Raw genomic sequence first — 21,925 nt, 5'->3', positions numbered from 1 at the left:
CCGCCCAGGCACAACTTGAACAACACGTTGAATACTGCCAAAGCCGTGGAAGCGCAAATTGCAGAGCTGGAGAAAAACTTTCCTCCAGGGGTGAAAGCCGTCATCTGCTACGACACCACCAAGTTTGTGGAAGTGTCAATCGAAGAAGTACTCAAGACGCTGATGGAAGCGATCGCCCTAGTGGTGCTAGTGATTTTCGTCTTTTTGCAAGATTGGCGGGCGACAATTATTCCGGCGATCGCTGTTCCTGTATCCCTGATTGGTGCATTGGCCTTTGCCTATCTCTTCGGCTTCTCACTCAACACGTTAACCATGTTTGGATTAGTACTGGCAACGGGTCTGGTGGTAGACGATGCGATCATCGTTGTCGAGGGGATTGCTGCCAAGATGGAACAAGGCTTAGACCGACGGCAAGCGGCTTTTGAGGCGATGGGGGAGCTTTCTGGAGCGGTGATTGCCACCTCCTTGGTGCTGATGGCGGTATTTATCCCAGTATCCTTTTTTCCGGGCGCGACTGGCATCATGTATCGGCAGTTCGCATTGATCATTATCTTCTCCATCGGCATTTCTTTATTCAATGCCCTAAGTTTCACCCCCAGTATGTCTGGACTCTTCCTGCATCATACTGAGGGTGAAGGGCGAGGGCCGCTGGGCTGGTTTTTTCGTCAGTTCAACCGGGGCTTTAGCTGGGTACTGGAGCAATACGAGAGTCTGAGCAAGTTCCTGATCCGCATCCGAATGTTCGTGCTGGGGCTATTTATCCTCGGACTGGCGGCAACGGCGTTTGTGTATATTTCCGTCCCCAGTGGATTTGTGCCAGATGAGGATCAAGGTATTATCGTCGGTCTGATTCAGGCTCCCGATGGTGTTTCCCTCGCTTATACCGAAAAAGTTGTTAACACTGTGTCTCAAACCCTGAAAAAAGAAGTGCCGGAGATGGAAGCGTCTCTAGTCATTGCCGGTTTTGGTCTGAATGGCAATGGCCCAAATCAGGGGACATTTTTCTTTAGGTTGAAAGATTGGAAAGAGCGCTAGGGTGACGAACATTCGGTGAAGGGGATCGTGCAACGGCTAAATGGCATCTTTGCCCAAAATCAGGATGCGTTAATCTTTACATCCAACCTGCCCGCCGTCTCTGGCTATGGGGTAACAGGTGGCTTTGAATTTCAACTTCAAGACCGCAGCAACGGACAACTGAGTATCGATCAATTTCTGGCGATCGCGCAACAAATAATTGCCAAAGCCAATCAAAATCCCGTCTTGCGCCAAGTGTTCACTCAATTCACAGCCAGCACTCCCCAGTACCAGATTGACATTAACCGCGATCGCTTAGAGATTCTCCCAGTGAGCCAGGGGCAGAAAAACTCCGGTCTGAGTTTTCTCAACTTTTTGACACCGACAGTGGTTATCAACAGTTGGATGAACGAAAACGATTAACGGAGGCCATTGCCTCGGAGTTGCTTTTAGTTTTAGAGCATCCAGAATTACCGTTGCATAACAATCCCGCTGAGTTAGCTGCTAGAACTATGGTGCAGCGACGTAATATTAGTTATGCAACTCAGACCACTGAGGGTACTAAGGCTTGGGACACTTTTATGTCTCTTGTCGCTACTACTCGGAAGTTAGGAATCAGCTTTTTTGAATATGTGCGTGACCGGATTTCTGAGACTGGAAGAATCCCTTCTCTTGCGACTATTATTTGCGATAAATCTTCTCTTAATCCCTTCGGTTGGTCGTGGAAACCAGAATAATTGTCTACCCTGAAGTATTGAGGAGATACCAATAACTCTACTACGGAGCGCCCGATCTCTTCATTGAAAGCGGCAGGAAACTCAATTCCCTTGAGTGGGTGGTCGAGGTTGCTCAAAGCGCCGCTTGGGGCATTGGGAAGAAAGCAACTTCTTCGCCATGCCCCATGCCCAAAAACTCCAACCCAAGAGTGGGTGGAGTTTTTTATACTCTTTTTTTGGCGAAGGGATTGATGTGCAGATGAAATTTTCAAATACCAACTATGGCGATACATGAAATAAAGAATCAACCACCAAAAACATCCGGTTGCGATCGCAAATAACAGCGAACCATTCAGCGCACCTGCCCAAGGTTTAAACAAATGCGTGTAAATCCAAGTGTATGTAGTTGTTGCTTCAGTACCAGTCCCAATGTGATTTTTAATTAATATTCTTACCACAAAACCAGACCCGACGAAAGCAAAGATCGCATTTAATCCCATCACTTGTCCCCAGCAATAACAGTGCAAAACCAGCAGTGAAAATCGCATCAGAACTCGTCCACAATCTACCGTGTTAGATCACTTAGGCGCACGGAAACCAGCAAGTTGTGCTGTATTCGTGTCTTTAAAACAAATATCCGGCTTGACTTTTTCACAGGTGTTGGAGGAAATTTCAATAAGTCGTTCGTCTGAAGCGATGCCCTGAGCTACGCCGTTGGCGTTCGCCTAATTCGTCTCTGAAAGAGAAGCCTCTCTAAGAGTTGGGTACAGTTTTGTAACGGGGATAAAGACAAGAGCCTAACATACTTAAAGCCGTCCTTGATTACGGGGTTTTAGACCTATAAAATTGATAAAGCGAATTCGTTAAACGACGGAATCCATTGTATCTCTATACAATTAACGGTTTTTTCCCTTGATTAAACTACTCAAACTATGGCGTTGAAAAAAGCTCCAAATTGCCCTACTTGCATTCAAACCAAGCTGAATATTTAACTGATTTAATTTAGTATCACTTGAAGCACCACCAGGCCAGAAGTGCCCACCGTTGACTACAGCTAACTGCAATACCTCTGAGCTGTTTCTACAACCTGAGTAACGAAGAGTTTTGACTCGCAAGCGATTATTAGATTTAGTCCCAGTTAACTTTTGAAATTGAGATGAGGAAGTACATTGATCATGCCTTCGCCAAAAATTTGCTGTTTCTGGAATAGAAACAAGTGCTTCTTTTTGACTGATGCGATCCCCATAATAATCTACACTTAAATCCTTTGTACCATTAATCATCATTATTGATACAGTCAGCGAAGGATGACAACTAGGCACAAGTCGAGCAGTTAGAGAGCCAGCTACTGATGCGAAAGCAGCAATTTTATTCGGCAGCTTACAGGCTAAAGCTTGAGTGAGTATTCCACCTTGAGAAAAACCAGTGGCATAGATTTTATGGCTATTAATATTTCTAATTCGTTGAAGGTGTTCAATTAAAGCTGCAACAAATGAAATATCATCTATCTTTTTTCTCAGATGTCCTGTAAAGCTCCATTGATGGTCAAGTCCATTTGGATAAACTGCAATAAACCCGAATGCTTCTGCTAAATTACTAAAGCGAGTAACTTGAGCAATAGAATTACCGCTACCCCGATCTCCATGAAACACTAAAACTAGCGACATCGCGTGTTTAGGGTTGTAAGATTTTGGCGTATATATATAGTAAGTACGTAACTGTCCCTGGTTTCTTAGTCTCCCATAATTCTCGGAAAGTAAGATTTTTTCTCTGGGTATACTTTTTGCTTCTACTTGAAGAGAATTAGAAGTCACAGCCAAAGTCGTTGAGAGTAGGCAACTCAAAACATATTTTAAAAAATCAGATTTTTTAGACATCTGTATTATTAATTCTATCTAAAGTCTACAATTGCATGGTGATGTATTTTTATACAGGATTGCCGCGATTTCTTTTACTGCTGCTTGTAACCGTTCTTTTTCTTCGGGGGTCATGGCTATGACTCAAGTGAGTATTGTGTTCTCCCCATACTACACTCAGCAATCGGTATTTCTGCAAAAATGGGATTCTCCCAGCGATGAGTGAAAGTAATTAAAGATAGCATTAGCTACTTTTGCTCAAAAGCAGGTAGAGGTAAAAAAAGCGGAACTTGATTTAAGTTACACTAACATAGCAACTCCGGTCGCTGGAGTCGTTGGCAATAAAAACGTCCAAGTAGGACAGCAGGTGCTTCCAGGGCAAACTCTTTTATCAATAATACAGCCACATCCTTGGATTATTGCCTATTTTCCCGAAAAGCAGTTAGAAAAAATACAGCCAGAGCAAAAGGTAAAAATTACAGTTTCAGCCTTTGCTAATCGGCAGTTTCAAGGCAAGGTAGATAGTATCGCTTTGATGCCACAAGATAATCTGACGAGCAATTCAGCTTCTAGTAATTCACGACATGAGATTCCCGTCAAGATTCTGTTTGATCAGTCAAGTATTCAAGCTTATGAATCTCGATTTACTCCCGGAATGTCAGCAGTTGTAAAAGTTGAAACTAACTAAAACTTATTCAAATTAGCGATCGCTCCGTCAAGGAGATAACGGGAAAAGTCAGAATCAACTTCCCACTGATGTTTGAGCAATTCTTGGTAAGTCGCTTCCCTAACTATCATCTGCTTATAGAGCATCAGCAAGAACAATGCGAGCTTGTTCACGGGACATCTGCTGCACTTGGTCTGCAAATGTTCTCAGGCTAAATTCTTGTTCTAAAGATAATTCAATGGGTTGATTCATCGCTTTTATTACTTACTCTTTTATTTGAGTTTGCTTATGTAAGCAAATATTGCTTTATATAAATAAATATTACGATAGCTTTACAAAAATCAAAGGGGTGTAAACCGTACCGGCGTAGGTTAGAAATGCCGTATCTGCTGCTAAAAACCTTGATATCACTCCATTGTGGCAACCCAAGTAAAAACCTAAGTTCTAAACTTTCTTACTTTGAGGTTTTTAAAAGCATTTTTCGCCTCTGTTTGCGGCTGGCGATTGAGCGGGTGGGGTACGGTGTAGAATCAGTTAAAGGATTACTCAGTACCCTGTAGTATTGGGATTCATCTAAGTTGATACAAAGCTCTTTGTCAAAGATTGAAACCAAGATAACTGTTCATTGTTAACTGTTAGAGTCGCGCTCTATGCCAGGATGAGTGCGGTAATCTTACTTGATGACAAAGTTAGACGGGTCTTGATCTCGTCGATGCTTAGTGGGAATGGGGTCTGGCTGCCCATCACCCGCAAGGGCTGCGGTTTTCTCCAGGGATTCCCTCAATCGCTTGGCTGCGTAGATGGACATGTCTCGCGGTACATTAATCCGATCGCGCAAATATCGGAGAGCGACATCAGATCCCGATGGAGGTACACAGTCTTCACCAGTCATCATCTGTGTTAAAGCACAACGTAGGGCTTGATCAAACAATTTATCATCTTTGGGGTTGACTCGGATAATATTGATCCGGTGTTCGATAGTTCGTTGAAGAGCTTCCATGCGGGAGTTTTCGGGTTCTGGATAAGTAACATCTGGTAGCCCAAACCACGGGCCGTTATCTACCCGCGCTTTATTGAGAAGCATCTGGATTTCGCCGTTTTCCCAACAGCCCCCCATCTGGGGCGGTAAATCATGTGCGTGGGTGTGAAAGTCGCTCTGGGTACCGCAGTAGGTCGGTCGGCTTTCCATTGCCGCAAACCATGCGCTCAAGCGAGGGTTTTCCTCTCGCAGGGAGTAGCCCTTGTAGTAGTAAAGGCTCGCATTCATCCGTTCGAGATATGGCGTAAAAATCACATCGACGATACCGAACTTATCTAGAAAGTAAGGGCTTGGGGTGCGACTTAGAGCCGACTCAACCCTAGCCACCACTCCGATAAATTGTTCTCGGTTGCGTTGTTCTTGTTGAGAGTTCTCTGCTCTAGAGGAGAGCCAAGCGCACCAGGCTCCAAATAAAAGTCGTTCTAATTGACGTAGAGTCAGTACCGTGCGGTCTTCCATCCCTTGGCTCAATGGCTCAAAAACCTTTTCCAAAGCGATCAAAATGTCATCGCTTTCCTTAATAATCCGTCCATCTAGCTCGATCGCGGGGAGCATTCCTGATGGGACTTTACGTTTGTACCAACTTTCTTTCTCCCCATAGCAGAACATTGTCACTTTTTCGATGCGGTAGGGGATCTGTTTTTCCTCTAGCCATAACCAAACTTTTTGACAGTAAGGACACCAAGCGTGGTTATCGCGGTACAGCGTTACCCGCACATCAGATTCTAGCTGACCAAACAAGCGCAACCTGGCTCTAGCGTTGGTGAGACCATTAACGGTATCTATTTGATAGTCCGTGAGAGTTTCTAGTTCTTCCCAGCTTAAGGGTGCGGTAGTCATAGGGTGAGTTGCTCCCGGTCAATACTGAGGACAATTCTATACTCTACAATATTTTCAATTACACCAAGGCTTAATTTAACCAGTAGGTTTGCCCCTAAAGAAAAGATATTGACCAAATAGCAGCCTGAAATGCTCCCTCCCTGACCCTTTTCCTCTTACTGACGGTAAACCGTTTTGGAACGGATTCACGACTGACTCCCGGTGCGAACGCTCACAAAATCGCTCCCCCCAAAGACCAGTGGCGACGCTAGCCCAGACTTGTTTGCTCAATTGGTGACAGATGCGCCCGATTGGGTGGATTGGATGGCGAAAATCATTCCCTGATTGCCAAGTTTTGGCAGACATTAAACCTTTTGTTATCTCCTCAAACTCCGTGGGAATAATCTCGTCATATCTGCCATATCTACCCTACCGCAGTACTGCCGTGGTCAAGGGAGTCACAGGCTCGGATACAGGTGTACGTCCCTGAACCATTGATAATTTGACCGTTGACAGGTGTGGCAAAACATGATTTCCAAACAGTTCACACTCTTCAATCAGAGGATAACCTGACAAGATGAACGCCCTGATTCCCATATCCATATAACGATTTATCTTCCAGAGAATTTGCTCTGGTGTACCAACCAATGCTGCCCCACAGCCAGATCGCGCCCGACCAATACCACCCCACAACAGAGGCTCTAAGTAATCCGATGTGGATTTTGCCCGGATCTCATCCTGCCGTAAAACACCCAAAGATTTGTGGTCTTGTGTACGTTCTTTAAGGTTGAAGCCAGCTGGATCAAATTTTGACATCAGACTCTGTGCCCAGGCGTGGGCTTCTTCTTGGGTTGAGCGCACAATAACATGAACACGGAAACCAAAGTCAATCTGACGACCATATTTGGCTGCTCTAAAACTCATGTCCTGCATGGTTGCGTAAATGCTTTCTTCTGGTTCCGGCCACATCAGGTACACATCGCAATATTTGGCACACACCTCTTTTGAACCCTCTGAAATGCCACCAAAATATAGCAGTGGTCCGCCATTTTGCTGATAGGGCTTCACCGGGTCTGTGGTATCAAGTTTGACCTGATAGATTTCACCTTCAAAATCAATACTTTCCTTAGTCCAGGCTTGTTTGAGGATTTCAATAGTTTCGCAGCATCGTTTGTAACGCAGTTCGGGACTTTCTATTACACCAGGCAGATTGGAATTAATAATGTTGATAGTCAATCGACCTTTGAGAATATGATCCAGGGTAGCGATATGACGCGCCAGCATGGTCGGGAAAATTTCGCCTGTCCGCAAAGCCGTCAGCATATTGATGCTCTCAGTTTGCGGACCCATAGCAGAGGCAAACGGAATCACTTCCTGCCCAACGAGGTATGAGGTCGGCAGCAGTATATTACCAAAGCCCATTCGCTCGGCGTTCAGCATGATGTTTCGGCAGTGTTCATAGTTGCTCCGGCGTTTTTTGTCTAGTACACCTAAATATTGTGTATCGCCCCCACAAAGGTCGTCAAACCAAGCAACTTCAGCGTTTGGTAATGCTGTTCGGATCGCAACAGATTTTAGAGGTTCGGTGAGCATTGGTTTGTGATTTTCATCTCATTGATTTGTCCAACTTATCGTGTTTCATAGCTGAAGGGGTATCCACTAAGGTATGTGCCTGAAGGGGACACGTTGTAAACTTTTGTTGCAGAACCTGCTGAGGGGAAAAGTTGTACCGCCCACAATATACGGGGCTTGTACCGAAAATCCTTTTTCTTCTCTGCTCCTGTGCCCCGGGAGCAATTTGCCAAGGGACAGAAACGACAATTCATTAGACAGCTACTCAGGCGATCGCCTACACCACTCACTGACATATCGCAATCAATGTAAATTATCTCCCAGAGCACAATCAAGTAAACCTGTTAACGGGTTTAGGGGAGGGCCTATTATAAAGGATTAGCCTCTGTCACCACTTCTGGTAGTGGAGCTAACTCTGTTTCATCTGGCATATTAGGAAAGCGACCGTCACGCCAATCGGCTTTTGCCTGCTCTATTCGCTCCCGTCGGCTAGACACAAAATTCCACCATTTGTAACGTGTACCCAATGGCTCACCGCCAATCACAATACACCGAGCAGCAGCAGCAGCAGAAACCTTGATTTCATGACCTGGCTGTACTATGGCGAGATGGTGTGCCTCTAGCGGTTCATCGTTAATGCTTAATCCCTCTGTGACACTGTATACTGCTGTTTCTGAATAAATAGCAGGAATAGTGAAGTGAGCATTGACAGACAACACCCCATCTAAATAGAGGATGGGTGAAAAAACTTTCACAGGAGAGGTATAACCGTATGCTTCTCCAGCAATAAGTTTGATGGTAACGCCATTCTCTTCCCAGGTGGGAAGGGTTTGGGCAGGATAATGAGTGAACCAAGGCTCGGTTTCTTCATGTTCAATCGGCAAAGCAATCCAGGTTTGAATGCCATGAATGGTGGCTTCATTGTAACGGTCACTGTCGGGAGAGCGTTCTGAATGTACAATCCCCTTACCCGCCGTCATCCAGTTTACTGCACCCGATTGAATTTCCTGTACAGTACCTAAACTATCGCGGTGCATTATAGCACCATCAAATAAGTAAGTTAGCGTTGCCAGATTGATATGAGGATGTGGTCGTACATCAATTCCTTTGTTAGTCGGCAAAACGGACGGACCAAAATGATCGAAAAAAATAAACGGCCCGACCATTTGGCGATCAGGGTATGGCAAACTGCGGCGAACAAAAAAACCGCCTAAATCTTTGGCTAATGGTTCAATCAGTTGAAGTGTTGCCATAAGTCATAGGGGGTAACGGGTGAAGTTAAAATTATTATAAGTTTACTAAACGGAAAAGTTATTGGCGGGAGTTGAGCATCAAGTAGGTTTAATCTTAACAACACTGCGCCATACAAAGGAAATTGCTCATCCACCTTTGTATGGCGCACTCTATCGCCCATCCATCAGCAGAATGAGCAAATTTAATCGGGTCATTCGAGCGACGCGATCGCTGGCGTAAAGATAACCAATCGGCATTACTGATTGGTTTACAGCATGGAATTTTAGCGCTGATATTAGGACTTGCCATCCTGATATTTCAAAAACCTTTACAAATATTAGGGTTTGCAATTCTAAGTGCTACACCAGAAGTTAAAAGTTCTGGTGTTGATTTCTATTTTTTAATATCGTTTTGGATTCGTAACTAATAATTTAGCATAATAAATACTGAAGAACCGTACATTTTGGCTTTATTCATTTGATGATTAGAAGTTTTAATTACTGGTATTGCAGCTGACTTGACTGAATTCTTTGCTTGTTGAAATAGAAATTATGTCGTCCCTTGTGCATCTTCTTCTGCTGGGTCAATTTGTCCCCATAAGGAGCAACTTAACTCGAAAGATTCTCCCACCGTAGATGTTTTAATACCCTTTATAGGTATTATCATTTTTCTCTCGTTGTATGAAACCACCCTGCTCCCCGCTCTTCGGGAGGGGGGCTAGGGGGGTTAGGTTTGGGAGGCTTAGATGTTACCAAAAATACTTTTCAAACATCCTCTAAGAGTTTTTAACTCCTAACTCCTAACTCAGTACAGACGCGATTAATCGCGTCTGTACCCACTCCTAACTCCTAACTCCTAACTCCTAACTTTTTTACAACTTCAAACTCCAAGCAGCAAAAGCTAAAGCACCCCAACCAGCAATCAAGGCTGTGCCGCCTAGTGGTGCGATCGCTCCCAAGGATTTAATACCAGTTAAGCTAAGGACATACAAGCTGCCTGAGAAAATAGCAATCCCAGTGATAAACAGCCATCCACTGGCTACGAGAGTGGGTTGAGGAAATTCGGTGCGACTAATTAGTAATGCTACGAGAAAAAGTGCCAGAGCATGATACATTTGGTAACGAGCGCCAGTTTCAAAAATTTCTAGGGATCGCTCACTAATTTTTTCCCGCAAGGCATGGGTAGCAAAAGCCCCAGCAGCAACTGACAAACCGCCTAAAATGGCAGCTACGCTCAAAAAAATCTGCGTCATTAGACATAGCTGTAAGTTTAAGATCGTCATTGGTCATTGGTCATTGGTGATTAGTGAATAACAAATGGCAAATGACAAATGGCAATTAGACATCAAAATGATATGATATAGCCCCTTCTTCGTTCACCTTAAAGTTTGCATTGAATTCTTTAGCTTTTTCATCTAAATATTGTCTGGCGTTGGCTGCGGGTAGTTGTGACTGCATTGCAAACCCTAAAACAGTTACGCGCCCCTGATTTTCTTGTAGCATCTCATAAAAAATTGATTGCAGGCGATCGCTAACTTGTTGATTAAGCGCCTTTTTTTCCTGTCGGCTTTGACGGTATAATCCCAATGCTAACCATGTACCCAGTGTTAGAGTAGGAACGCCAAAAATTAGACCACCAATAGCACTATTATCATCTTCATAAGTAGCATTTGGTGCGGTAAAAGTATCCGCATCTTGCACTGGTATGTATATTTTACGTGCAGCAAATTTTTCCAATGTCGCTGTTGCTGATAGCGTTAAAAACATGAATCCGAGTGTCAGTAGCCAACCGGCAGCTAATTTTTCAGCAGTTTTCATAGTTCCACTTTAGATTTACACTTTGCTAGCGATTTTAACCTGACTTTCGCAAAGGATCTAGTATATCAATCTACTCCTGATGATAGCTTTGTAAGCGCTTCAGCCTTAAGATTATCAAATCGCAGCAAAGGTATAGTATTCATCTTGCACCTAGCCCTAGCGATTAGAAATCGCGGCTATACAAACTCTCGTCCACGTCCGTGGACTAAGAGGAAATCAAGGGTTTTTAACCCACGGAGGTGGGTTTTGCCTGTGTAGCCAAGCCAGTGCGTTGGGGAGCCAGCGCTGTGGGCAGGTTTCCCGACTTGAGGCGACTGGCGTCCGGCGAGCCACTCTTGTTGCACCTGGCGCGTGACTTCCAGTCGCCTGGTGCAAGATATAAGGATAGTATTCATCTTGCTGCGATTTTAACTTCACTTACGTGTAGCTTCCAGTAGGCGGGAAAAATAAAAACGAGTCCGAGTCATAGACTCTCGCTGCAATGAAAAGCCATTACTTTCTAAAATTTTCACCACATCAGCCTCACGATGCAAATATGCACGAGTGGCTTTACTTGGGCCAGGAAAGAAACTGCCAATTTTCTTGAGTATACTTAGGGCGCAGGTCTTCGGTGCAAAACTGAGAATTATCCGCGACTGTGCCAAAGAACAGAGGTGAGAAATCATCTCATCGGCTTTTTCTTGGGGGTAGTGGATGAGAACATCCAAGCAAATAACGGTATGGTAACTACCACTCAACGATTCCAAATCCTGCACGGCAAAAGTGGGATTTTCGGCATTTGGCAAGGTTTGTTTGGCTCTATCCTTGCCTTCTTCGACCATTTTTTCAGAAATATCGGTGGCATAGACTTTGGCACCATCTACCGCCAGGGGGATGCTGAGACTACCGACACCACACCCAGCATCGCAGATTGATAGCTCTGGTAAATTGTTATCAGCCTTCAGCCAGCCGAGAACTGTATCCACGGTTTGCTGGTGTCCATTGCGGATGTCTAGTTGGACTTTGTTGACTTCGCCATCGCCGTAGATTCGCTTCCAACGGTCAAATCCTGTGGAATTGAAATACTCGCGAACAATCGTTTTGTCGTCGGCTGCGTTCATAAACTTTGATTTTTAGGGGTTCCCAATCCTTAAAATTATCATTGATAGGAACCCATAAGAGCGCTCTTCTAGATTTTTACAGTTTATTTGCACTTTTCGTTTCCATCTTATGTTCTCCACGAGCCTTACAAAGGTAAGTATTGAACACGATCGCTTAATTCTTCAGCATAGGCTGTTTTAGGAATAATTTCTCAATCACGAACACAATTGCCAACAGTAACTCTGAGTTTATATCCATTCTAAATTCTGGCTCCTGAATGAATACAGTTCAGTTAAGTATTTCTTCCTTCTCTCTGTGTTCTCTGCGCCTCTGCGGTTGGTTAAAAAAAATTAACTTTCACAAAGAGTTTTAGCTTAACCCAAGCGTATTGGCTCCTGAATTCTGAATTCTTCTTCGGTAATACTCATAATATTTGAGGCTTGAGCAACAGCTAGTGTTACCGCTCCTGGCTGCCCTTGTAGTCGGAAAATTTGTTTAGGAACTAAGAATCTCACCTGCAATTCCTCTATGCTTGTAAATGGGAAAACAGTCAACGATGTGAGTTGAGCGGCTGCAAGAATAGCAGCTGCTTCTGCTACGCTAGGTGTACCTACTTTGTGGTCGGTAATTGTGGCAGGGTTGGGGACACAGACAGAGCGAAGGATTTGGGCAGAAAAGGTTTTTAGGGGCAAATTGCGGAGGTTGCAAAGTTCTACTAAACCAACTTCCGAGGCTTTAGTGTCAATGGTAGCAAGACCTGCGATCGCACGTTGAATAAGTTGATTTTCTCGAAATATTTGCTCAATGGCCCGATCAATCAACTGCCATGAGGTTCCCCGTTTACAACCAATTCCTACCCATAAAACCTGTTGCACTTGATGTATTTTCTTACTTAGTTCGTCAGGGTTTGGTTTACTCCAACAGCCAACCAAATAAATCTCCTACTGTCAACCTCAACTCACTTGCAAAATCTGGCACAGGGAGTAAAGCTTCTAATTCATCGAACATGACTGGCTGTTGATTGCGGATGTACACAAATACGGTTTGTTCTTCTGGATCAATCAGCCAACCCATTTGTGTTTCATAATTCAGGCAATGTAAAATATTTTTTGTAACTTTCGTTTGTCTTTGATCAGGCGATAGAATCTCGATAGTCCAATCGGGAGCGGCTAAAAATATATTTGCTACCCTGCCATTTTCTTTACGAGGTATTCTTTCCCAAGTAAATACCGCTACATCCGGGACAATTGATCTGCCACCAAATGTACACCGCAGTTCTGGATATGCTCGTGCAACTCTTTGAGGTTTCAAGACAGCATTAACAGTAATAATGAGTTCACCTTGAATAGTGCTATGCTCTCCCTGTGCCATAGGTTTTTGAATAATTTCACCATTGATGTACTCGCTAGCGGGCTTCGTTTCTGGTAGCATTAGAAACTCCGCCAAAGTTATGTTTTTAGATGGTGTCCGTACCATTTGCGATCGCCTCCAACAAAACGCCCTCTGACAACTCCACCAATTACGAATTACGAATTACGAATTACGAATTAGTATTACATCCTCTCCAATACCTGAATTCCCAACAAAGATAGTCCCAACTTCAGGGTTCTAGCAGTCAAATCACATAAAATCAAGCGAGATGTTCGTTGCGGTTCCTCCGCCTCCAACACCTGAACTCCCTGATTCCGATCATAAAACTGATTAAACTTTTTACTCAGTTCATACAAATACTCACATAAACGATTGGGCAGCAAGTCTTGCCCTACACTACTAACAACTTCATCCAGTTGAAGTAAATATTTTGCCAGCGCTAATTCTGTTTCATGCTCTAACAGAACGGCATTGTTTCCCAACTCCTTAAAGTTAATATCACCCTTGCGGCTAATCCCCTGAACCCGGGCATAAGCATACAGCATATAGGGTGCAGTATTACCTTTGAAATCTAGCATTTTGTCGTAACTGAAGATATAGTTACTGGTGCGATTTTGGCTTAAGTCTGCATACTTAACTGCACTGATTCCAACTACCCTAGCAACTTCATTAATAAATTCTTCAGTTTCTTGGCGTTCTTCTTCTTGTAATCTAGTTTTTAAGTCAGCATGGGCACGAGAAACAGCTTCATCTAATAAATCCCGCAACCGTACAGTATCCCCAGAACGAGTTTTGAGTTTTTTACCGTCTTCTCCTAACACCAACCCAAAGGGAATATGCACTAATTCCACATCATCGGGAATCCACCCGGCTTTGCGTGCTACCTGGAAGAATTGGGCAAAGTGGTTTCCTTGTCCAGCATCGGTTACATAAATTATCCGCTTTGCTTGATCCTGCTGAATTCGGTAGCGGAGGGATGCTAAATCTGTAGTGGCGTAGTTATAACCGCCATCTGATTTCTGCACAATTAAGGGCAAAGGTTCACCTTCTCTATTTGTAAACCCTTCCAAGAAAACGCATTTTGCCCCCTGGTTTTCTACCAGTAACCCAGATTTTTCTAAATCTTCCACAACGCCAGATAATAAAGAGTTGTAGAAAGATTCTCCGCGTTCAGTTAACTTGATATCCAGCAACTCATAAATTATTTGAAACTCCCGCCGTGATTGTTCACACAGTAGTTTCCAAGCATGGAGTGTATCTTCTGCGCCTGCTTGTAATCTGACGACTTCTTGGCGTGCTGTCTCTTGAAAAGCTGCATCTGTATCAAACCGCAGTTTGGCTTTACGGTAAAAAGAGACTAAATCACCAATATCTAAAGCATTCGCGGTGGTAAGCGCGTCTGGGTAGACTTCCCGGAGATAGGCGATTAACATCCCAAACTGCGTACCCCAATCACCTACATGATTTAACCGCAGCACATCGTGTCCTTGGAATTCTAAAATTCGGGCGATGGAATCACCAATAATCGTAGAACGCAAGTGTCCGACGTGCATTTCTTTGGCAATATTCGGACTAGAAAAATCCACAATTTCCCGCTTCGGCGTTTTCGCGGCTGGAACTCCCAGTCTGGAATCAGCTTGAATCGCGTTTAGTTGCGCTTCTAAGTATGCTGTTTTTAGTTTCAGATTGATAAAGCCTGGCCCAGCGATTTCCGGTGCTTCGCAGATTTCGGATACATCTAATTTATCAACGATCGCAGCTGCGATCGCTCTTGGTTGCAATCCTTTCTTTTTACTCAGGGATAAAGCCACATTCGCCTGATAATCACCAAATTTAGGATTGCTAGCAGGAACCAAAATTGGATCTAATCCAGCGAAGTCAGCGCCAAAAGCCGCAACTATTGCCTGCTCAAGCTGAAGTTTTAGTTTTTCTTGTGTAGCGTTCATAATATAAATTTTATCTGTGATCAGGGTAATGTAGCTCTGGAAAAGCTTGATTATTCACTTTAGCATTTCATTTTGAGCCGCTCGATTCATCAGGCGATCGCAACAGAAATTTCCATTTGCTTGTAATCTAAAAGCATGGAAGCAGATGTTCCTAGTGATACATCGTTGGTGCAAAACGTCTGCCATACAAAGGTAATCCAGACTTGCGGCAGCAAAAGCACGTACCACGGATGCCAATCTAAAGAAATCAAAAAAGAACTATTCTCACTACTTTCCTCGAAAAGCTTTAAGCCGTTAAAGTTATACAAAGGTATTTACCCACCGTCCGATTACAACTTGATACACACAACAGCAAATCAAATGATCTAGTTTGGTGCAACAAATTACAGCAGATTTCAAGGAAAGTAAAATACACAAGCCATTTTTTAAGTTTCCCTGGTTTGGTAAATTCACTAATTCATATATTCATCCTCAAAGACGACCTAGTGAATCTTAAAATGATATCTAAAGATTTCTGGTATTAATTCTCTAGATAGATCAGAAATTTTATCGCCAAACTTTAAGATAAAAAAGTCAAAAGCAAACAAAGCAGATTTTCACGTAAGGAAAAATTCAATGGGTAACATTATTGCTTGGCTGGTTTTGGGTTTAATTGCAGGTGCGTTAGCTAAGGTCTTTTATCCAGGAACCCAAGGTGGCGGTATTGTCTCCACCATTGTTTTGGGAATCCTTGGAGCCGTTGTCGGGGGTTATTTGGGTCAAACTTTGCTAGGAAGTAGTTCGGCAGCCGCCGCATCTGTAGGAGCTTTTTCCCTTGGAAGCATTTTATTTGCTGTTCTTGGTGCTATGCTACTGATTTTCCTTTGGGGTGTACTGACTCGTCGGGCTGTGTAATAACCTCAAATTAGCTAACACTTTTGGGAATCACTTCTAGCTGCAATAAACCGATAAAATGACATTAGAAAAAGAGCGAAGAACTATAGGAGTTTTCGCTAGATGTTTGGATGCACAATTGGCACTTGAGGAACTAAAAGCTGCTAATTTTCCAATGCACAAAGTTTCCCTAATTGCACGGGATGCAGAAGAACAAAATGATATTGCTAGTGTTGAAGTCAAAGATAGCACTGGCAATATATCCTCAAAAGATACTGCTGGAGAGATTACTGGCTTATTAGTCGGTTTAGTCCTCTGGGTAATTCCTGATATAGGCCGAGTCATCCTAGCCGGAGCAGAAGCAATAGCGATCGCTACCACTTTAGCAGGTGGTGCGATCAATGTAACCGCAGGTGATTTGCATAGTGTGTTGCTAGCTTTAGGAATTCCTAAAGAGCAAGCACAGGGTTACAGTGATCTAGTTTGTAAAGGTTACTATTTGGTGATTGTAACCGGGATAGACATAGAAATTCGTCTTGCTAAGAGCATTTTTAATCGCTGTAATATTCAACAGTGGGTTATTTATGAGCCATACTCGACCCCAAATAGTCGCTATAAAAATGCAGTTGGTGTTTTTTCTACGCGCCAAGACACACAAAGAGCGCTTACTGAACTGAAAACTGCTGGCTTTGCCATGAGTCAAGTGTCGGTGATTGCTAAGGATACAAATAGCCTGAGTGGTATTACAGAGGTAGATATTAGCAGTTCCAAAGATAACTACACTAATTTAGGTATTCCTGACGATATAGCCAGATATTATCAACATCAAGTGACCCTTGGCAATTACCTATTAGTTCTAAATAGTACTGATATCTACATCGCCGGTGCAAGAGCTATTTTAGAGAGTCACAAGATTCAACATTTTGGGATCTATAGCCAATCTGAACTTGATGCGGCTAGAAGCGATCGCCAGATTATTACGAACTCCTAGTTAATCTTAATAGGGTTGATCTATATAGTGATGTACAATAGCATTGATGTCATATCCAACCGCAAAAGCCACTATATTTAGTAATATAAAATGAGGTTGAATTCTTGATTGCAGAATTTTGGTCTTGCTAGGTCAATTACTGCGCTCATAAAAACCACCATTTTTTAGTAAAGCCCGATGTTAAATTTATAATCTAATAACAAATTTTTAATTATCCACCGCTAGATTCAATTACAAAATAAGCTGGTTGCTTATTTTGTAATAATTTCTGCTGTCTATTAAAATTTGTGAAAAAATTATCAAAATGTTAGAGAAAAAATTTATTTATATACTTGTTATTTAAAATAGCGTTACATTTTTAAATATACTAGGATATATATAATAATGTCTGGTGTGCAAAAAACTAGACATATCCTACGTAAACGAAATATTATAGATTTGTTTTGGATAGTTAAAACATAATCAGAAAAGTCTCAAAAACAGAAATAATTTGAATAGTTGCCTGGAATAATGTTGAACCGTTTGAAGATTGGAACCAAGATTGGAGTAAGTTTTGCTTTGAGTTTGGCAACTCTGACCACCATTGGTCTAATCTCCTACCAAAGCACCAACGATCTAATCGAAACTTCGCGCCAAGAAAGCCATACCTACCAAGTGTTAAGTCAGCTTGAAGACCTCAACTTGCAACTGACAAATGCTGAAACTGGGCAACGTGGTTACATTATTACTGGAGAAGAGCGTTATTTAGAACCTTATAACGCTGCCATTCAAGTACTGAATCAAAAAGTCAAGGAACTTCAAAGGTTAACAGCAGATAACCCCAATCAACAGAGTCGGCTTGATATTTTACAGCCATTAATCGATCAAAAGCTGGCTGAACTTAAAGAAACTATTGACTTGCGCCAGAACCAAGGCTTTGAAGCTTCTCAGAAGGTCGTTCTGACAGACCGGGGCAAGCAGCTAATGGGTGAAATCCGCAAAGTTATCCAGACCATGAAAACTGAGGAGAATACATTGCTGGAAAAGCGCTCTGGTAAGGCACGAGCAGCTGCCCAGCAAACGATCGCCAATATTGTCTATAGTATTCCTTTATTTTCTTTGATCTTAGCTTTGATCGGGTTTGCCCTGACCCGAAATATCTCAGTACCGCTCAAGCAAGTTTCTGATTTGGCAGAAAAAATGGCGGATGGGGATTTATCGGTGAGTTTACCAGATAGCGATCGCCTGGATGAAATTGGTGTGTTGACGCGCACCTTCAACCAGATGATCGTTAATTTGCGAAACACAACTCAAAAAAATGAGGAGCAAAACTGGCTAAAATCAAACTTAGCTGAATTTACCCAGATGCTTCAAGGGCAGCGAAATCTGGAAAGTGTATCTCGCCTGATCTTGTCGAATTTAGCACCACTGGTTGGAGCATCCCAAGGCGTTTTTTATCTAATGGACTCAATAGACGACCAGCCTGTACTGAAGTTGTTGAGTAGTTATGCTTATAAAGAGCGGAAAAATCTGGCAAATCAGTTTCGCTTGGGTGAGGGATTGGTGGGACAATCCGCCCTAGAAAAACAAAGAATCCTGCTCACAGAAGTTCCTAATGACTATATCCGCATCAGTTCCGGCTTGGGAGAAGCACCACCGCTAAATATTATTGTGCTGCCCATACTATTTGAGACGCAGGTAAATGCCGTAATTGAACTTGCCTCTTTTGCGTCTTTTAACGAGTTACACCTAACATTTCTAGAGCAATTGAGTGAAAATCTGGGTGTATTTTTAAATAATATCACCTCACAAGTGCAAACCCAGCAACTACTTGAAGAGTCTGTTACTTTAACAGAGGAATTGCAAAGCCAGCAAGAAGAACTACAGCAGAGCAATCAACGCCTGGAAGAACAGGCGCACGAGTTAGAGGAATCACAATTTCTTGTCAAGCAGTCTAACGAAGAATTACAACAATTAAATGAGGAGTTAGAAGAAAAGGCAGAATTGTTAGAAGTTCAAAATCAGGAAGTTGCCCGCAAGAACCAGCAAGTTGAGCGGGCGAGGCAATCTTTGGAAGAAAAAGCTGAACAACTGGCGTTGTCTTCCAAATATAAGTCAGAATTTCTGGCGAATATGTCCCACGAGTTGCGGACACCGCTAAATAGCCTGTTAATTTTAGCAAGGCTGCTAGCAGATAACTCTCTTAGCAACTTGACCGACAAACAGGTTGAGTATAGCCGGACTATTTACTCGGCTGGAACTGATTTGCTAGAGTTGATCAATGACATTCTAGATTTGGCAAAAATTGAGTCGGGTACTATGTCGCTCGATATTGAGCAAATTTATTTTGCAGATTTGCAGACATCTCTAGAGCAGACTTTCCGGGAAGTTGCCCAGAATAAAAAACTCAATTTTACTATTGAACTGGATGAGAAGTTACCCTCGACAATTTCTAACGACTCCAAACGCCTGCAACAAGTGCTGAAAAATCTCCTGGCTAACGCCTTTAAGTTTACCGAAGAAGGAGGCGTGAACTTACAAATTAGCATGGCAACTGAGGCAGCCGAAGTTGATAATCCCATGATTGCTTTTGCAGTTAGCGACACGGGTATAGGCATTCCAGCCGAGAAGCAGAAGATTATTTTCGAGGCATTTCAGCAGGCAGATGGCACCACCAGCCGCAAGTATGGGGGGACTGGTTTGGGCTTGTCCATCAGCCGCGAACTAGCTCAACTGTTGGGAGGGAGAATTGAACTAGTCAGCCAACCAGGAAAGGGAAGCACCTTCACCCTTTACTTGCCCAGGCGACTGGAAAAGAATGGTCAAAATACTCTCACCATACTACCCTCTGAGGCAATCACCTCTATCCGCACGGCATCGACCATCAAAGAAGTGTCAATGGTCGAAAACAGAGCCAGAACAGTAGATACCTCTCCACCCGCGAAAATACTTAGTAGCTTCCCAAACGAAATTCCAGATGATCGGGAAATAATTCAACCGGGCGATCGCATTTTGCTAATTATCGAAGATGACGATAAATTCGCCCGCATCTTACTAGATATGGCACGTCAGCAGGGCTTTAAAACCATCGTTGCTTTACAGAGCAAACAAGGTTTAGCACTGGCGCAACAGTTTAAACCCAATGCGATTATGCTAGATATCCACATGCCAGAGATGGATGGTTGGACGGTGCTGGATCGTCTGAAACACAAGCCAGATACCAGACATATCCCAGTACATATACTTTCTGTTGATGAAAGACAGCAACGGGGATTACATCTAGGAGCAATTACCTATCTGCAAAAACCCGTTTCTCCAGAAGCGCTAACTCAAGTATTGACTGAGATTAAAGGCTTTATTGAGCGTCAGGTAAGAACTCTCTTAATCGTCGAAGATGATCCCGTACAAGCCCAAAGTATTATCGAACTGATCGGTAATAGTGATGTCCAGAGTACAGCAGTGGGTACGGGGGCAGAAGCGCTCTCGATTTTGCGATCGCATCACTTTGATTGTATGGTATTGGATCTCGGTCTGCCGGATATGAGCGGGTTTGCACTCATTGAGCAGATCAAGCTTGAACCCAGACTTTTGAAACTGCCGATCATCGTTTATACCGGCAAAGAACTCAGCCGACAAGAAGAAACCCAACTGCGGGGACTAGCAGAGACAATTATCATTAAAAATGTGCGATCGCCAGAGCGATTGTTAGACGAAACTGCCCTGTTTTTGCATCGGGTGCAAGCAAATTTGCCCCCACCAAAGCGTCAAATGCTAGAGCAACTACATCAAACTGATCCGGTGCTAGCTAATCGGAAAATTTTGATTGTAGATGATGACCTCCGAAATATTTTTGCTCTCACCAGCTTTTTAGAAAGCTATCAAATGCAAGTGCTGTTTGCCGAAAATGGTAGAGATGGCATCGAGAGGCTGGAAGCTAATCCTGAGATTAATATAGTTTTGATGGATATCATGATGCCGGAAATGGATGGTTACGAAACCACCCGCGCCATCCGTCAGCAACAACAGTTTCGCTCACTACCAATCATTGCTTTAACTGCCAAAGCCATGCCAGGCGACAAGGAAAAGTGCATCGAAGCTGGAGCTTCTGACTACATCACCAAACCTGTAGATACTGAGCAACTGCTTTCACTACTCCGGGTTTGGCTATATCGGTAAGGAAGTAGGGAGTCTCTCGTTCCCATGCAGAGCCAATCCCCCTTACAAAACTTAATTACGTTCGCGTAGCTTGCCGGAGGCTCTATTACGAATTAGGAATTATTTTAACTTTTGCATAAATTCTTGATGTTCAGTGGCAGCTAAACCTGCTTGTAACACAGATAACACCGTTGCCATTTCTCCTGACAGTAAGGCAGGTACCGGCAACCACAACCCCGGAAACACCTGACTGCGAATAATTCCCTGCTCATCGGTTGGTAGCGAAACATACTCGTCCGCTTGCAGCCTAAACCAATCCAACTGATTATCTAATGTTCGCCAGACAATATACTCTTGTACTCCATTCCGTCGATAGGTGCGTTTTTTATCATGTAAATCGATGGCTGCACTGCTTGCTGCCACTTCTATCACCAGTTCGGGTGCGCCTTGGATATAATCATCCTCACTAATCAACGCCTGTCTGCCCGGAATGAATAGTACCGCGTCAGGCTGTGGTTCATTATCCGCATCTAAACGCACTGTGGGTTCAATTCCCAGAACAAGGCCAGGCGTTGCCGTTTTATAGTTCCACAACCACCCGATCAGGTTTCCATGTGGTTCCCCATGACTTTTAATTCTGAGTGGGGATGCCATGATATATACAACTCCTTCAACCAGTTCAGCTTTTCTTAAATGCGGCATTGCTTGATAGCGACGCTCAAATTCGCAGCGAGATAAGCGATCGCCATTTTCCAGAGGTAAAACTGAAATCACTTTTTTAGGAGTTGTAACCATCC

At 43.3% G+C, this 21,925-nt stretch carries 19 protein-coding genes and 2 pseudogenes; 5 read left to right on the top strand and 16 right to left on the bottom strand.

Annotated features, from left to right (window positions below; translation table 11 throughout):
* Positions 1 to 45 precede the first annotated feature (45 nt).
* Positions 46 to 1,437: pseudogene (locus V7L05_RS11645) on the top strand (efflux RND transporter permease subunit).
* A gap of 121 nt (positions 1,438 to 1,558) precedes the next feature.
* Here V7L05_RS11645 and V7L05_RS11640 read toward each other — a convergent pair.
* Positions 1,559 to 2,278 carry a hypothetical protein gene (locus tag V7L05_RS11640; protein WP_335164304.1) on the bottom strand — a complete coding sequence of 240 codons (720 nt, stop codon included), beginning with the start codon at positions 2,276 to 2,278 and terminating at the stop codon, positions 1,559 to 1,561.
* Between the two features lie 348 nt (positions 2,279 to 2,626).
* Complete coding sequence (locus V7L05_RS11635; RefSeq protein WP_335164303.1) at positions 2,627 to 3,607, bottom strand: alpha/beta hydrolase family esterase; 981 nt, start codon at positions 3,605 to 3,607, stop codon at positions 2,627 to 2,629.
* 217 nt (positions 3,608 to 3,824) lie between these two features.
* Between V7L05_RS11635 and V7L05_RS11630 the strand changes: the two genes are divergently transcribed.
* Entirely contained in the window at positions 3,825 to 4,274 is a 450-nt protein-coding gene (locus V7L05_RS11630; RefSeq protein ID WP_335164316.1) for an HlyD family secretion protein, read from the top strand.
* Here the strand turns inward: V7L05_RS11630 and V7L05_RS11625 are convergent.
* From V7L05_RS11625 to V7L05_RS11565, 13 genes and pseudogenes are all read right to left on the bottom strand, one after another.
* Positions 4,271 to 4,505: pseudogene (locus tag V7L05_RS11625) on the bottom strand (NblA/ycf18 family protein). The gene V7L05_RS11630 and the pseudogene V7L05_RS11625 sit on opposite strands and share 4 nt — an antisense overlap.
* Before the next feature lie 421 nt (positions 4,506 to 4,926).
* Positions 4,927 to 6,132, bottom strand: a complete 1,206-nt coding sequence (locus V7L05_RS11620; RefSeq protein ID WP_335164302.1) for a glutathione S-transferase family protein — start codon at positions 6,130 to 6,132, stop codon at positions 4,927 to 4,929.
* A gap of 408 nt (positions 6,133 to 6,540) precedes the next feature.
* Complete coding sequence (locus V7L05_RS11615) at positions 6,541 to 7,704, bottom strand: LLM class flavin-dependent oxidoreductase (protein WP_335164301.1); 1,164 nt, start codon at positions 7,702 to 7,704, stop codon at positions 6,541 to 6,543.
* A 347-nt stretch (positions 7,705 to 8,051) separates the two neighbouring features.
* On the bottom strand, positions 8,052 to 8,936 hold the full coding sequence (locus V7L05_RS11610; protein WP_335164300.1) for a pirin family protein: 885 nt from the start codon (positions 8,934 to 8,936) through the stop codon (positions 8,052 to 8,054).
* Between the two features lie 94 nt (positions 8,937 to 9,030).
* Positions 9,031 to 9,225 carry a hypothetical protein gene (locus V7L05_RS11605; RefSeq protein WP_335164299.1) on the bottom strand — a complete coding sequence of 65 codons (195 nt, stop codon included), beginning with the start codon at positions 9,223 to 9,225 and terminating at the stop codon, positions 9,031 to 9,033.
* 562 nt (positions 9,226 to 9,787) lie between these two features.
* Entirely contained in the window at positions 9,788 to 10,168 is a 381-nt protein-coding gene (locus V7L05_RS11600) for a DUF423 domain-containing protein (RefSeq protein WP_335164298.1), read from the bottom strand.
* A gap of 85 nt (positions 10,169 to 10,253) precedes the next feature.
* Positions 10,254 to 10,733 carry a hypothetical protein gene (locus V7L05_RS11595; protein ID WP_335164297.1) on the bottom strand — a complete coding sequence of 160 codons (480 nt, stop codon included), beginning with the start codon at positions 10,731 to 10,733 and terminating at the stop codon, positions 10,254 to 10,256.
* A 176-nt stretch (positions 10,734 to 10,909) separates the two neighbouring features.
* Positions 10,910 to 11,128: a hypothetical protein gene (locus tag V7L05_RS11590; RefSeq protein ID WP_335164296.1), complete on the bottom strand. Its 219-nt coding sequence runs from the start codon at positions 11,126 to 11,128 to the stop codon at positions 10,910 to 10,912.
* Positions 11,129 to 11,146: 18 nt separating this feature from the next.
* Positions 11,147 to 11,833 (bottom strand): magnesium protoporphyrin IX methyltransferase, encoded by a 687-nt coding sequence (gene bchM, locus V7L05_RS11585; RefSeq protein WP_335164295.1) that lies wholly within the window; start codon positions 11,831 to 11,833, stop codon positions 11,147 to 11,149.
* A gap of 354 nt (positions 11,834 to 12,187) precedes the next feature.
* Positions 12,188 to 12,688 carry a cobalamin biosynthesis protein gene (locus V7L05_RS11580; RefSeq protein WP_335164294.1) on the bottom strand — a complete coding sequence of 167 codons (501 nt, stop codon included), beginning with the start codon at positions 12,686 to 12,688 and terminating at the stop codon, positions 12,188 to 12,190.
* 37 nt (positions 12,689 to 12,725) lie between these two features.
* On the bottom strand, positions 12,726 to 13,289 hold the full coding sequence (locus V7L05_RS11575; RefSeq protein ID WP_335164293.1) for a Uma2 family endonuclease: 564 nt from the start codon (positions 13,287 to 13,289) through the stop codon (positions 12,726 to 12,728).
* Between the two features lie 77 nt (positions 13,290 to 13,366).
* Positions 13,367 to 15,130, bottom strand: coding sequence for an arginine--tRNA ligase (argS, locus tag V7L05_RS11570; RefSeq protein ID WP_335164292.1), 1,764 nt, complete (start codon positions 15,128 to 15,130; stop codon positions 13,367 to 13,369).
* A gap of 89 nt (positions 15,131 to 15,219) precedes the next feature.
* Positions 15,220 to 15,438, bottom strand: coding sequence for a hypothetical protein (locus V7L05_RS11565; RefSeq protein WP_335164291.1), 219 nt, complete (start codon positions 15,436 to 15,438; stop codon positions 15,220 to 15,222).
* A 307-nt stretch (positions 15,439 to 15,745) separates the two neighbouring features.
* On the opposite strand from V7L05_RS11565, the gene V7L05_RS11560 reads away from it, so the two are divergent.
* From V7L05_RS11560 to V7L05_RS11550, 3 genes are all read left to right on the top strand, one after another.
* On the top strand, positions 15,746 to 16,024 hold the full coding sequence (locus tag V7L05_RS11560) for a GlsB/YeaQ/YmgE family stress response membrane protein (protein WP_335164290.1): 279 nt from the start codon (positions 15,746 to 15,748) through the stop codon (positions 16,022 to 16,024).
* A gap of 58 nt (positions 16,025 to 16,082) precedes the next feature.
* Positions 16,083 to 16,994, top strand: coding sequence for a general stress protein (locus V7L05_RS11555; protein WP_335164289.1), 912 nt, complete (start codon positions 16,083 to 16,085; stop codon positions 16,992 to 16,994).
* Between the two features lie 510 nt (positions 16,995 to 17,504).
* Entirely contained in the window at positions 17,505 to 21,149 is a 3,645-nt protein-coding gene (locus V7L05_RS11550; RefSeq protein ID WP_335164288.1) for a response regulator, read from the top strand.
* A 99-nt stretch (positions 21,150 to 21,248) separates the two neighbouring features.
* On the opposite strand, the gene V7L05_RS11545 is transcribed toward V7L05_RS11550, so the two are convergent.
* Positions 21,249 to 21,923: a Uma2 family endonuclease gene (locus tag V7L05_RS11545; protein WP_335164287.1), complete on the bottom strand. Its 675-nt coding sequence runs from the start codon at positions 21,921 to 21,923 to the stop codon at positions 21,249 to 21,251.
* Positions 21,924 to 21,925: the final 2 nt, after the last annotated feature.

The organism is Nostoc sp. (assembly GCF_036917755.1).
Taxonomy (GTDB): Bacteria; Cyanobacteriota; Cyanobacteriia; order Cyanobacteriales; family Nostocaceae; genus Nostoc.
This window is presented reverse-complemented; position numbering and strand designations above follow the sequence as displayed.

What these genes read in the sequence shown, in the direction of transcription:
- V7L05_RS11590 (WP_335164296.1), bottom strand. Translation starts at nt 11,128, where the DNA reads ATGAATACTATCCTTATATCTTGCACCAGGCGACTGGAAGTCACGCGC.
- V7L05_RS11600 (WP_335164298.1), bottom strand. Translation starts at nt 10,168, where the DNA reads ATGACGCAGATTTTTTTGAGCGTAGCTGCCATTTTAGGCGGTTTGTCA.
- V7L05_RS11550 (WP_335164288.1), top strand. Translation starts at nt 17,505, where the DNA reads ATGTTGAACCGTTTGAAGATTGGAACCAAGATTGGAGTAAGTTTTGCT.
- V7L05_RS11620 (WP_335164302.1), bottom strand. Translation starts at nt 6,132, where the DNA reads ATGACTACCGCACCCTTAAGCTGGGAAGAACTAGAAACTCTCACGGAC.
- V7L05_RS11575 (WP_335164293.1), bottom strand. Translation starts at nt 13,289, where the DNA reads ATGGTACGGACACCATCTAAAAACATAACTTTGGCGGAGTTTCTAATG.
- argS (WP_335164292.1), bottom strand. Translation starts at nt 15,130, where the DNA reads ATGAACGCTACACAAGAAAAACTAAAACTTCAGCTTGAGCAGGCAATA.
- V7L05_RS11545 (WP_335164287.1), bottom strand. Translation starts at nt 21,923, where the DNA reads ATGGTTACAACTCCTAAAAAAGTGATTTCAGTTTTACCTCTGGAAAAT.
- V7L05_RS11605 (WP_335164299.1), bottom strand. Translation starts at nt 9,225, where the DNA reads ATGGCAAGTCCTAATATCAGCGCTAAAATTCCATGCTGTAAACCAATC.
- V7L05_RS11640 (WP_335164304.1), bottom strand. Translation starts at nt 2,278, where the DNA reads ATGCGATTTTCACTGCTGGTTTTGCACTGTTATTGCTGGGGACAAGTG.
- bchM (WP_335164295.1), bottom strand. Translation starts at nt 11,833, where the DNA reads ATGAACGCAGCCGACGACAAAACGATTGTTCGCGAGTATTTCAATTCC.
- V7L05_RS11610 (WP_335164300.1), bottom strand. Translation starts at nt 8,936, where the DNA reads ATGGCAACACTTCAACTGATTGAACCATTAGCCAAAGATTTAGGCGGT.
- V7L05_RS11560 (WP_335164290.1), top strand. Translation starts at nt 15,746, where the DNA reads ATGGGTAACATTATTGCTTGGCTGGTTTTGGGTTTAATTGCAGGTGCG.
- V7L05_RS11555 (WP_335164289.1), top strand. Translation starts at nt 16,083, where the DNA reads ATGACATTAGAAAAAGAGCGAAGAACTATAGGAGTTTTCGCTAGATGT.
- V7L05_RS11595 (WP_335164297.1), bottom strand. Translation starts at nt 10,733, where the DNA reads ATGAAAACTGCTGAAAAATTAGCTGCCGGTTGGCTACTGACACTCGGA.
- V7L05_RS11635 (WP_335164303.1), bottom strand. Translation starts at nt 3,607, where the DNA reads ATGTCTAAAAAATCTGATTTTTTAAAATATGTTTTGAGTTGCCTACTC.
- V7L05_RS11615 (WP_335164301.1), bottom strand. Translation starts at nt 7,704, where the DNA reads ATGCTCACCGAACCTCTAAAATCTGTTGCGATCCGAACAGCATTACCA.